The following is a 12,290-nucleotide window of genomic DNA, read 5'->3' as shown; positions in this document are numbered from 1 at the left end:
TGGTCGAAGCGAATGGGGGAGGCCGTGCGCATCCATTTCACGCTGACCGATCTGGCCCGCACCCGGATAGCGGGCCGCCCGAGCCCGCTGGCGGTGACCACCTTCAGCGCCTTCCGGCTGGTCCAGCGGGCCGGCACCCCCGGCCTCGACGGCTGGCGGCGGCGGGTACGGGCAGGCCTTGCCGCGCCCGCGCCGGGCGCCGGGGCAGGCCTGCCGCCGGCACGGGAGGCGTACTTCGCGCAGATCGCCCCCCTGGACCCCGCACACCCCGTCCCGCGCTTCCTGCGCCCGCACATCGGCCTGCCGACGCTGGACGAGGAGCTGGAGCGGCTGCTGAGCATCCCGCGGCAGGCGCTGCGTGCCGACCTGGAGTACGTCGGCAGGCACCGCCCGCTGCCCCGCTGGACCCGCGACCTGGCCGACGGCGACCAGGACACCGCGGAACGGCTGGCCGCGGGCGTACGCGACTACCACCGGGTGGCCGTGGCGCCGTACTGGCGCACGCTGGCCTCGCTGCTCGCCGCCGACCGGGCGGAGCGCACCCGGCAGTTGGGGGACGGCGGCATCGAGCAGGTGCTGCGCAGCCTCGGCCCCCGGATGCGCTGGCGGCCGCCGGTGCTCGATGTGCAGACCAGGGCGGAGATCGAGTACGACTACCACCTCGGCGGGCGCGGCCTGCTGCTGGCGCCGGGCGCGTTCAGCTCGTACGTGCCCTGCGACCCGGACGACGAGCAGCCGACGCTCTACTACGAGGTGGTAGCGGACGCCGGCCGCCACTCGCTGCTGGGTACGCTGGGCGGCCCGCACGACGGCCTGGCCGCGCTGCTCGGGCACAGCAGGGCGGCGGTGCTCGAAGTGATCGCCGACGGTGTGACGACCGGCCAGCTGGCCCGCAGGGTCGGCCTGTCGCAGGCCTCGGCCAGCGAGCACGCCACCGTGCTGCGGCGGGCCGGGCTGGTCGTCACCCGGCGCAGCGGCCGGTCGAGCCACCACACCCTCACCGCGCTGGGCTCCGAACTCCTGCTGCACGCGGCCGCCGCGGCCGCCCCCGCACCCTGACGTCGGCACCGGCTCCGCCGAGCCGGACGCGCGGACGCGCGGACGCGCGGACGCGCAGGAGTACAGGGCGCGGAAAGCCGCGTACATTGCCGCGCTTCAGGCCGTACGCCCGAAGGCCACGCCCTGTACGCCGGATGCCGCGCCCATTCGGCTGACCCGGTGCGCTTCGTACGTGTCTCGGGTTCGAAGAGGTGGGTGATCGTCAGATCGTAGGTCCGCGCCCGCGCCCCGTCCGGCCCTACCGTCACACCGTCGTACGGACGGCAGCCCGGCGTGGACGTCACCGATCGCCGCCTCCCCCCACCGGAGTCCGACATGCGCTTGTTCGCGCGCGGCCTGTCAGCCGCGGCACTGGTCCTCGCACCGCTGGCCGCGGCCGGCACCCCTGCCGTGGCCGCCATCCCCGTCCCCACGCCCGCCGCTACGCTCGCCCCGCTGCGTATGCACGACGACGCCGTCGCGGGGCAGTACATCGTGACCGTGCAGAAGGGACTCGACCCGTCGGCGATGGCGCAGAAGACCGGCCTCAAGCCGTTCTTCACCTACAACAACGCGCTGCGCGGCTTCGCCATCACGATGAACGCCACCCAGCTCGACGCGGTCCGCAGGATGCCGGGCGTCGAGGCGGTCGAGGAGAACGCCCCGGTCACCGCCTACGACCTGGCGGGCACCACCGGCACCACCGCGCCCGCGATCGACCACGGCGGCATCAGGGCCGCGGCCAGCACCTGGGGCCTGGACCGCATCGACCAGCGCGATCTGCCGCTCGACCAGCAGTTCAGCACCACCGGCAAGGGCGCGGGCGCGACCGCCTACATCATGGACACCGGGATCGACTTCGGCCACAGCGAGTTCGGCGGCCGGGCCGTCCCCGGCTTCGACGCGATCGGCGACGGCCGCGACGGGCAGGACTGCCAGGGCCACGGCACCCATGTCGCGGGTACGGTCGGCGGCGCCACCTACGGCGTCGCCCGGAAGGCGAACCTGGTCAGCGTCCGGGTGCTCGACTGCACCGGCAAGGGCAGCTGGGCCGGCATCATCGCGGGCTTCGACTGGGTGGCGCAGAACGCCGAGCAGCCCGCCGTGCTGAACGCCTCGCTCGGCGGCGGCTACTCCCCCGCCGTCAACGACGCCGCCACCGCGCTGGCCGCCGCGGGCGTCCTGCCGGTGGTCGCCGCCGGCAACAGCTCCGAGGACGCGTGCGACGTCTCCCCCGCCAGCGCCGCCGGCGTCTTCACCGTCGGGGCGAGCGACGCGGCCGACCGGCAGACCGGCTTCAGCAACTACGGCAAGTGCCTGGCCCTCTACGCGCCCGGCAAGGACGTGGTCTCCGCCAAGCTCGGCGGTGGCAGCGTCGCGCTGGACGGCACCTCGATGGCCAGCCCGCACGCCGCCGGGGTCGCACTGCTCTACAAGGCGGCGAACCCGGCCGCCGACGCCCAGGCCGTCAGCACCTGGGTCGCGGGGCAGGCCACGCAGAACGTGCTGACCGTCAGCGCCGGCTCGCCCAACCGCCTGCTCTACACCGGCGGTCTGTGACCGGACCCCATCACCCCCGCACCACCCCCGAGCCGCCTCGTCCGCACGAGGCGGCTCGCGGCCGTTCCCGGCCTGGGACAGGCTGGGACCCGGCCTACAAAAGACCGTGGCGCATCGCGGAGGTCACGGCGGCGGTGCGGTCGGTGACGGCGAGTTTGGCGAAGGTGCGCAACAGGTGGGTCTTCACGGTGGATTCGCCGATGAAGAGCCGGCGGCCGATCTCCGCGTTGGTGCAGCCGTCGGCGACCAGGCGGAGGACGGCGGTCTCCCGTTCCGACAGGTGGGGGCGTTCCGGGCGGACGCGCAGGCGGTCGACGAGGCGGGCGGCGACCGTGGGGGCCAGGACGGTCTCGCCGCGGGCGGCGGCCCGCACCGCGTCGGCGAGCTCGACGCGGGCGAGGTCCTTGAGGAGGTAGCCGGCCGCGCCCGCCTCGACGGCGCGGAGGATGTCGCTGTCGGTCTCGTAGGTGGTCAGCACGATGACCCGGCACGGCAGCCCGGCCGCGGTCATGCGGACGATGGACTCGACGCCGCCGCCGTCCGGCATGCGCAGGTCCATCAGGACGATGTCCGGCCGCAGCGCCGCCGCCAGCGCTTCGGCCTGCGGGCCGCTCGATGCCTCGCCGACGACCTCCAGGCCGGGTTCCGCGTCGAGCATCGCGCGCAGGCCCTCGCGGACGACGGGGTGGTCGTCGGCGAGCAGGACGCGGATCACGGGGTGCTCCTCGGGCCGGCCGCGAGCGGCAGGGTGACAGTGACCGAGGTGCCGCGGCCCGGTGCGCTGTCGACGGCGGCGGTGCCGCCCATCTCGGCGGCGCGGGCGCGCAGCCCGGGCAGCCCGTAGCCGGTGCCCGGCGGCCCGGCGGGGTCGAAGCCGCAGCCGGTGTCGCGTACGGCGATCCGCAGGGTGTCCTCGGCGTAGTGCAGGTCGAGGGCGACGGGGACCGCGGGGCCGGCGTGGCGGCGGGCGTTTGCCAGGGCCTCCTGGCAGCTGCGCAGGGCGACGACGTCGACGGCCGCGGGCAGGGCGCGTACGGCTCCGGTGATGCCGACGGTGGCGGGCGCGCCGGTCTGCTCGGCGTGCCGGGCGGCGAGGCGGCGCAGGGCGTCGGGCAGCGAGCCGCCGTCCAGGCCCGCGGGGGCGTTGCCCGCGACGAGGGCGCGCGCCTCGGCCAGATTCTCCCGGGCGGTGCCCGCCATCAGGGCGAGGTGGCGGCGGACCAGCGCCGGGTCGTCGTCGAGTTCGGTCTCGACGGCCTGCACCAGCATCAGGATGCTGGTGAAGCCCTGGGCGAGGGTGTCGTGGATCTCCCGGGAGAAGCGCTCGCGTTCGGCCAGGGCGCCACGTTCCGCGGACAGCCGGGCGACCTCGCCCCGGCTGGCGTCCAACTCGGCAAGGAGGTCTGCGCGTTCGGTGCTCTGCTCCATGACGCCGATGATCCAGCTGCCGACCACCGCGGAGAAGGCGAGGGTGACGACGGCGAAGACGGAGTTGTAGTAGAGGTCGTGGGCGTCGGGCCGCCAGACCAGCGCCCAGGCGGCGACCGGTGTGATGTTGATGACCGCGACGGCGGCAAGCGCGCCGGGTATCCGCAGCAGCATGAAGCACTGCGGTACGAGGGCGAAGGTGGCCAGCCGGGTCTCGCCGACCAGGGCCGCGGGCGGCAGGAACAGCAGGACCAGGCCGGCCAGATACCGCACGGCCGGCGGGGTGCCGGTGGTGGTGGCCTGCGCGACAAGCAGCGGGCGGCCGGCCCACACGTACCACGGCACCAGCAGGCAGAACAGGCAGGCGGCGACGACGCGCAGGCCGAGCCCTGGGCTCTCCGCGGCGAGCGCGAAGAGCACGGTGCCGGCCCACACCACCGCGAAGTAGGCGTCCCACGGCAGGAACGAGCGCTCCCAGACGTGCCCGCCGCGGGGACCCGCGGCGGGTTCGGGCGTTTTGAGCTCTCCGGTGGGCACGATCAGCCGTCGTTCCGGTTCTTCCAGCGGAAGGTGAGCAGGCACAGCAGCAGTCCTCCGACGCACCAGGCGCCCAGTATCAGGGCGATCCGTCCGAACTCCCAGCTCCCCGCCGGTTCCAGTGCGGCGGCCGCGTCCGGCAGGAACACCCCGCGCAGGCCCTGGCACATCCACTTCAGCGGGAAGAACGAGCCGATGGTCAGCATCCAGTTGGGCACGGTGTCGATGAGGATGTACACCCCGGAGATGAACTGGAGCACCAGGAAGGGGAGGACGACCACCGAGGTGGCGCTCTTGCCGGACTTCGGCACGCTGCTGATCGCGATGCCGAGCAGCGCGCAGCCGGTGATGCCGAGCACGAAGATCCAGCCGAGGGTGAGCCAGCCGGTCGCGTCGGACGGCAGGTCGACGTCGTAGACGGTGGCGCCGAAGACCAGCAGGGCGGCCGTCTCCAGCAGTCCGGTGACCAGCACCAGCCAGATCTTGCCGAGGAAGTACGCGGCCGGCGGCATCGGGGTGCCGCGCAGCCTGCGCAGCACCTTGTCGTCGCGCTCGATGGCGATGGAGATGCCCAGCGACTGGAAGCTGGTGGACATGATGCCGGCCGCGATCATCGATGCCACGTAGTACTGGGAGGCGGTGGAGCCGGTGTTCGCCATGTCGTCGTGGAAGATCGAGGCGAAGAGGAAGAGGAAGACGATGGGGAAGGCGAAGGTGAAGACCACCTGCTCGCGCAGCCGGAAGAACAGCCTGATCTCCATCGCCCCGCGCAGCAGGCCGAGTTGCCAGGCCCCGGGCAGGCGGGCAGGGCGCTCGTCCCGCACGGCGGTGGCCGCTGTCGCGGCGGTGGTGCCGGCCATCACTTGTCCTCCGATCCGATGAGCCCCAGGTAGACGTCCTCCAACGTGGGGCGGGTGATCCGCAGTTCGGGGACCTCGCCGTCGAAGTGGCGGGCCAGGCCGGCGACCGTGCGGGTCGGGGCGTCGGTCTCCTCGCTGCGGGCGGTGCCGTCCGGCTCCGCCCAGTGCACGGTCGCCCTGGCCTGCGACCGCCCGGCCAGCGAGCCGGGTTCGCCCTCCGCGACGACCCTGCCGGCCGCGATCACCGCGAGCCGGTCGGTCAGCGCCTCGGCCTCGTCCAGATAGTGGGTGGTGAGGATGATCGTGGTGCCCTCGTCGGCGAGGGTACGGATCAGCGACCAGAACTGCCGTCTGGCGGCCGGGTCGAAGCCGGTGGTCGGCTCGTCGAGCAGCAGCAGTTCCGGGCCGCCGATGACGCCGAGCGCCACGTCGAGCCGCCTGCGCTGGCCGCCGGACAGGGACTTGGTGCGGCTGTCCGCCTTCTCGGCCAGGCCCACCAGGTCGACGACCTCGGCCGGGTCGCGGGGCCGCGGGTAGTAGCGGGCGAAATGGCGTACGGTCTCGGCGACGGTCAGCTCGGCCGCCGCCGACTCGTCCTGCCACACGATCCCGACCCGCGCCTGCCAGTGGCGGTCCGCGGTGCCCGGGTCCTGCCCGAGCACCGTGACCTCGCCGCTGTCGCGGCGCCGGTGGCCCTGCAGGATCTCCACGGTCGTGCTCTTGCCGGCCCCGTTCGGCCCCAGGATCCCGAACACCTCGCCGCGCCGGATGGCGAGATCCACCCCGTTGACCGCGTCGACCTCGCCGTACCGCTTGCGAAGCCCGCGTACCTTCACCACGTCGTCCGTCATGAAACCCACGATCCCGTCCCGCAGCGCCGCCGCATACGGCCGTACGGCCACACTCCCGTCCACCGATCGGTGGACGGCCGTACGGTCATCGGTCGTCACCGTGCGTGACGTACGCTCGCGTGGCGGGGGCGGCGGCCCGGGGTCAGGATGGAGGCAACCGGAGGGCGGTGAGCCCATGCGTGAACCCAGCGAGGGCCTTGTGGCGGCCGGACCGCAGCGCAGTCCCGCGGAGCGGGCCGCGGACGGCAAGCAGGCACGGCGGCGCGTGCCGCGGTCGGCCCACGCCCGATTCAGCCCGGGCAGGAAGCGCTTCGACCCCGTCGACCTGCTGGAGAAGCAGTCCGCCGACCGGGTGCAGGAACTGGTGCCGATCCGCTACGCCCGCATGCTGGAATCCCCCTTCCGCTTCTACCGGGGCGCCGCCGGGATCATGGCCGCCGACCTCGGCACGGCGCCGCACACCGGGCTCACCACCCAGCTGTGCGGGGACGCGCATCTGCTGAACTTCCGGCTGCTCGCCTCACCCGAGCGCCATCTGGTCTTCGACATCAACGACTTCGACGAGACACTGCCAGGGCCCTTCGAATGGGACCTCAAACGGCTCGCGACCAGCCTGGAGATCGCCGCCCGCGCCCGCGGCTTCGACGCCGAGCGGCGCGGCACGATCGTCCGCGGGGCGGTCGAGGCATACCGCGAGCGGATGCAGCTCTTCGCCGGCATGGGCACCCTCGACATCTGGTACGCACAGGACGACACCGAGCAGATCACCGCGCTGCTGCCCAAGGAGCGGCCCGGCGCGGAGGTGCGCAAGCGCACCGGCAAGGCACTCGCCAAAGCCCGTACCCGGACAACCGCGCAGGCCTTCGACAAGCTCACCGGTCTGGTCGACGGGCAGCGCAGGATCGCCGCGGACCCGCCGCTGATCACCCCGCTGCGGGATCTGCTGCCGGACTCCCAGCGCGTCGAACTCGAAGAGCGGCTGCGCGAGTTGATCCGCCGCTACAGCGAGAGCCTGCCGGCCGAGCGGCGGCTGCTGCTCAGCCGCTTCCGGGTGGTCGACATGGCACGCAAGGTCGTCGGCGTCGGCAGCGTCGGCACCCGGTGCTGGGTCATCCTCGCCATCGGGCGCGACGACGAGGACCCGCTGCTGCTCCAGGCCAAGGAGGCGGGGCCCTCGGTCCTGACCCCCTACGCGGGCGCCGCCGTCCACCGCAACCAGGGTCAACGTGTCGTCGCCGGGCAGCGGTTGATGCAGTCCTCCGGTGACATCCTGCTCGGCTGGGAGCGCGTGACCGGCATGGACGGGCGGCAACGCGACTTCTACATCCGGCAGTTGCGCGACTGGAAGGGCATCGCCCAGCCCGACACGATGTCCCCCACGATGCTGCGGCTGTTCGCCCGCGTCTGCGGCGCCTCGCTGGCCCGCGCGCACGCCCGCTCCGGCGACCCGATCGCGCTCGCCGCCTACGCAGGTTCCGGTGAGGTGCTCGACCGCGCCCTCGCGGAGTTCGCCGAGGCCTATGCGGACCGCAACGAGGCCGACCACCAGGCGCTCGTCACCGCGGCGGCCGACGGCCGCGTACCGGTCGCCCCGGCTCCGGCGTGAAACCCCCGGAGCGCCGCAGGCACTAGTAGACGTCCCGCACGTAGCGCTTCTGCGCGGCAAGGTGCTTGACGTAGGCGGTCGCGGCCTCCGGGGAGAGGCCGCCGTGGCGGGCGGCGATGGCGTGGAGGGCCTGGTCGACGTCCTTCGCCATGCGGGACGCGTCGCCGCAGACGTAGAAGTGCGCGCCGTCCTGGAGCCAGGACCACAGGAGCGGGCCGTGCTCGCGCATACGGTCCTGGACGTAGGCCTTGGCCCGCTGGTCGCGGGAGAAGGCGGTGTCGAGGCGGGTGAGGGTGCCCTCGGCGAGGCGGGCGGCCAGGTCGTCCTCGTAGTAGAAGTCGGTGGCCCGGCGCTGGCCGCCGAAGAAGAGCCAGTTGGGGCCGTGGTGGCCGCGGGCGCGGCGGTCGTCGAGGAAGCCGATGAAAGGGGCGACGCCGGTACCGGGGCCGACCATGATCATGGGGGTGGCCGGGTCGGCGGGCGGCCGGAAGCCCGGCGAGCGGCGGACGTGCACGGGCACCGTCGTACCGGGCCGCGCGTCGGCGAGGAAGGGCGTGCAGACGCCGCCGCGCGGCCGGCCGCCGGGGTTGTCGTAGCGGACGACGGAGACGGTCAGCGCGATGTGCTGCGGGTCGGTGAGCGGGCTTGACGATATGGAGTACAGCCGCGGCTGGAGCTTCCTGAGCACCCCGGCCCATTCGCCGGCGCGGGCCTTGACGCCGTAGGCGGCGACGACGTCCACCGCCTGCCTGCCCCATGACCACTTGGCGAGTTCGTCCTTGTTGTCGGGCCGCAGGAGCTTCCTGAGCACCCGGTCGTGGGTGCGGTCGGCGACGAAGCGCAGCAGGTCGGGGGTGATCCTGGTGATGTCCAGGTGCCGGTGCAGCGCTTCGCCCAGCGCGACCTCCCCGACGCCGGGGACGCCGACGGCGGTGTGCGGGTCGAGGCCGGCGACGGCGAGCCATTCGTCCACCAGGCCAGGGGGGTTGGCCGGCAGTATGCCGAGCGCGTCGCCCGCCTCGTACGGCAGCGGGACGGGGCTGTCGCGGGTGTCCAGGGTGACGCGGCGGACCTCCCTGATGGCTCCGGGCCTGCCGAGCAGCCGGTTGCCGGTGAGCCGGGCGGTACCGCCGGGCGCCCGCCGTACGGGGGTTGGGGGCACGGGGGTCGAGGTAGGTGCGGCGTCCTCGGCCGGGGGAGTCGCCAGGGCGCCGAGCACCCGGTCGAGCCAGGCCAGGGCGGACGTCTCGTAGTCCGGTTCGCAGTCCGCACGCGGCGCGAGCCGTACGGCGCCGAGTTCGGCGAGGCGCGCGTCGAGCCGGCGGCCGTGGCCGCAGAAGTCCGCGTAGGAGGAGTCACCGAGGGCCAGGACGGCGTAACGGCGGCCGTCCAGCCGCGGGGAGCCGGGCGCGGCGAGCGCGTCCCAGAAGGCGGCACCGTTGTCGGGTGCCTCGCCGTCGCCGAAGGAGCTGGTGACCAGCAGCAGGTCGGCGGCGGCCGGGAGCGCGGCCGGTGAGGCGTCGGCCATGCCGAGCAGGGTGGCCCGGTGGCCGCCGCCGGTGAGGCGGCGCGCCGCGGCGGCGGCGAAGTCCTCGGCGTTCCCGGTCTGGGAGGCCCACAGCACCACCACCTCCCGCCCCTCCTGCGGGACCTCGGCACGCGCTACGGGCTGCGGTCCGGCGGGCAGCCGCGAATACATGCCCGCCAGAGCCCCGTTGACCCACAGCGCGTGCTCGGGCGTGAAGGGCGCCTCGGGCGGCAGGACCGGTACTCCGGTGACGCCGGAGCCGAGGCCGGCCAGGAAGCCGACCAGATAGCGGCGTTCGTCCTCCGCGAGCACCGGCGGTGCCAGGTCCGCCACGCCGAAGACGTCGATCCGGGCGTCGACCGGGATGTCCACTGGGCCGTCGTGCGCGGGGACTACGGGTGGGGCGTCGGGTCCCGGGACTTCGGGCGGGGCGTCACGTGCGGGGGCTTCGGGGGGCTCTGCCACCCGGGCGGCAACCCTCGTCAGCGACACCGCGCACACCTTGAACTCCGGCTGGAAGGAGATCGGGTCGATGGCGTCGCTGGTGACGGCGTTGAGGCTGAGGTATTCGCCGAAGAGGTCGTTCCAGTGGAAGGGCGCGAAGCAGCACCCTGGCAGCACCCGGTCGGTCAGCACCGCGGGCAGCACCGCCCGGCCGCGCCGCGAGGCGACCTCCACCGGGTCGCCCTCGGCGATCCCCAACTCCTGCGCGTCGCGCGGATGCAGCTCCACGAAAGGGCCCGGGTTGAGCTTGTTGAGCCTGGCGACCTTGCCGGTCTTGGTCAGGGTGTGCCATTGGTGCTGCACGCGGCCGGTGTTGAGCACGAACGGGAAGTCGTCGTCGGGCATCTCGGCGGGCGGCACGTGCGGTCTCGGGTGGAAGACGGCCCGCCCGCTCGGGGTCGGGAAGCGCAGCCCGTCGCCGTCGACGTAGCGGATCGGGTTGCGGTCAGGACCGTCCGCGGTGGGCGCCGGCCACTGCACCGGCGTCTCGCGCAGCCGCTCGTACGTCACGCCCCGCAGGTCGTAGCCGGTGACCGGATTCCAGGCACGGCGGATCTCGTCGAAGACCTCCTCGGGGCCCGCGTAGTCGAAGGCCTGCCCGTAGCCCATCGCGCGCGCCACCTCGGCGATGATCCGCCAGTCGGGCAGCGCCTCGCCCGGCGGGTCCACGGCCTGCCGGGCGAGGGTGAGGTTGCGCTCGCTGTTGATCAGGACGCCCTCGGACTCCGTCCACATCGCGCCGGGAAGCACGATGTCGGCATAGGCGTTGGTCTCGGTGTCGGCGAAGACGTCCTGGGTGACGACGAATTCGGCCGCCTCCAGGCCCTCGATGACGGTGCGGCGGTTCGCCACCGAGGCAACCGGGTTGGTGCACATGATCCAGCAGGCCTTGATTTCGCCGTCGGCCATCCGCCGGAACATCTCCACGGTGCCGCGCCCGCTGCCGTCCGCCCGTACGGCGCCGGGCGGCAGCCCCCACAACTCCTCGGCGAACGCGCGGTCTTCCGCCACCAGCACCGAGCGCTGGCCGGGCAGGCCCGGGCCCATGTACCCCATCTCCCGGCCGCCCATCGCGTTCGGCTGGCCGGTCAGCGAGAACGGGCCGCTGCCCGGGCGGCAGATCGCACCGGTCGCCAGGTGCAGATTGATCAAGGCGTTGGTGTTCCAGGTGCCGTGCGTCGACTGGTTGAGGCCCATCGTCCAGCAGCTCGTCCACTCGGCCGCCGCGCCGATCAGCTCCGCGGCCCGCCGCAGGTCCGCCTCCGCTATGCCGGTGATGGCCGCGACCGCCGCCGGCGGGTAGTCGGCGAGGAAGTCCGGCATCGCCTCCCAGCCCTCGGTCCAGCGGTCGATGAAGTCCTGGTCGGTGCGGCCGTTCGCGTGCAGCAGGTGCAACAGGCCGTTGAGCAGGGCCAGATCCGTGCCGGGGCGGATCTGCAGGAACAGATCCGCCTTCGCGGCGGTCGCGTTCCGCCGCGGGTCCACCACGATCAGCCGGGCGCCCGCCTTGACCCGCTCCATCATCCGCAGGAACAGGATGGGGTGGCAGTCGGCCATGTTCGCGCCGATGACCAGGAAGACGTCGGCGCGGTCCAGGTCCTGATACGACCCGGGCGGGCCGTCCGCGCCCAGCGACAGCTTGTAGCCGCTGCCGGCGCTGGCCATGCACAGGCGGGAGTTGGACTCGATCTGGTTGGTGCGGATGAAGCCCTTGGCGAGCTTGTTCGCCAGATACTGCGCCTCCAGGCTCAGTTGGCCCGAGACGTAGAGCGACAGCGCGTCGGGGCCGTGCTCGTCGAGGATCGCGCGCAGGCGGCGGCCGGTCTCGGCGATCGCCTCCGCGGCGGGCGCGGGTACCGGCTCCGTGCCGCGCTCCTCCCGGACCAGGGCCCGCTCCAGCCGGCCGGGCGCAGACAGCATCTCCGCGGTCGTCGCGCCCTTGGTGCACAGGCGGCCGCGGTTGGCCGGGTGGGCCTTGTCGCCGACCGCCTTCAGCACGGTGCGGCGGCCGTCAGGGCCCGCGCCGATGTCGAGCAGGAGGCCGCAGCCGACGCCGCAGTACGAGCAGACGGTCCGCACGGTCGTCGTCCCCACTCGCGGGCCTCCTCCCGCGGCCCTCGCGGCCGCGCCGCGCCCCAGGCTATGAGCCGGCGATTACGCCGGGGTCACTCCGCGGGCCGCACGCGGTTACGGCGCCTGCACATGCGCTGGCGCTTGGCTGTGAGTCGGCCCATCCCCGGGGCGGGGGTTGCGCTTGCCACTTGCAGTGGGTTGCTCGGCTGCGGCTCCGTGGGGGCTGGGCGCGCAGTTCCCCGCGCCCCTGAGGTGCTTGCCACTTGCTGTGAGCTGCTTGGCCGCGGCGCCGTTGTGGCCGATCG

General features: G+C 73.6%; 8 protein-coding genes. 3 read left to right on the top strand and 5 right to left on the bottom strand.

All coding sequences use genetic code 11. The features are described from left to right. Window positions 1-24: 24 nt before the first annotated feature. The gene (locus OG702_RS19045; protein WP_327290094.1) at window positions 25-1,059 is read left to right on the top strand and encodes an ArsR/SmtB family transcription factor; all 1,035 of its coding nucleotides are present in this window, start codon (window positions 25-27) and stop codon (window positions 1,057-1,059) included. 315 nt (window positions 1,060-1,374) lie between these two features. After that, window positions 1,375-2,598, top strand: coding sequence for a S8 family peptidase (locus tag OG702_RS19040; RefSeq protein WP_327290093.1), 1,224 nt, complete (start codon window positions 1,375-1,377; stop codon window positions 2,596-2,598). Between the two features lie 94 nt (window positions 2,599-2,692). Here the strand turns inward: OG702_RS19040 and OG702_RS19035 are convergent, their stop codons facing one another. From OG702_RS19035 to OG702_RS19020, 4 genes are read right to left on the bottom strand one after another with little or no spacing between them, the layout of a single operon-like run. Next, on the bottom strand, window positions 2,693-3,313 hold the full coding sequence (locus OG702_RS19035; protein ID WP_327290092.1) for a response regulator transcription factor: 621 nt from the start codon (window positions 3,311-3,313) through the stop codon (window positions 2,693-2,695). Continuing rightward, entirely contained in the window at window positions 3,310-4,608 is a 1,299-nt protein-coding gene (locus OG702_RS19030; RefSeq protein WP_327290091.1) for a sensor histidine kinase, read from the bottom strand. Before OG702_RS19030 ends, OG702_RS19035 begins: the two co-directional genes overlap by 4 nt. Further along, window positions 4,566-5,423 carry an ABC transporter permease gene (locus OG702_RS19025; protein ID WP_327290090.1) on the bottom strand — a complete coding sequence of 286 codons (858 nt, stop codon included), beginning with the start codon at window positions 5,421-5,423 and terminating at the stop codon, window positions 4,566-4,568. Before OG702_RS19025 ends, OG702_RS19030 begins: the two co-directional genes overlap by 43 nt. Then, window positions 5,423-6,274, bottom strand: coding sequence for an ABC transporter ATP-binding protein (locus tag OG702_RS19020; protein ID WP_327293286.1), 852 nt, complete (start codon window positions 6,272-6,274; stop codon window positions 5,423-5,425). The genes OG702_RS19025 and OG702_RS19020 overlap by 1 nt, the downstream gene beginning before the upstream one ends. A 175-nt stretch (window positions 6,275-6,449) precedes the next feature. Between OG702_RS19020 and OG702_RS19015 the strand changes: the two genes are divergently transcribed. After that, complete coding sequence (locus tag OG702_RS19015; protein WP_327290089.1) at window positions 6,450-7,880, top strand: DUF2252 domain-containing protein; 1,431 nt, start codon at window positions 6,450-6,452, stop codon at window positions 7,878-7,880. 22 nt (window positions 7,881-7,902) lie between these two features. Here OG702_RS19015 and OG702_RS19010 read toward each other — a convergent pair whose 3' ends face one another. Beyond that, window positions 7,903-12,006, bottom strand: a complete 4,104-nt coding sequence (locus tag OG702_RS19010; protein ID WP_327290088.1) for a bifunctional nitrate reductase/sulfite reductase flavoprotein subunit alpha — start codon at window positions 12,004-12,006, stop codon at window positions 7,903-7,905. Window positions 12,007-12,290 lie beyond the last annotated feature (284 nt).

It is taken from the genome of Streptomyces sp. NBC_01198, from assembly GCF_036010485.1.
Classification (GTDB): Bacteria; Actinomycetota; Actinomycetes; order Streptomycetales; family Streptomycetaceae; genus Actinacidiphila.
The sequence above is the reverse complement of the archived record's forward strand: the minus strand, read 5'-3'. Positions and strand labels throughout refer to the sequence as shown.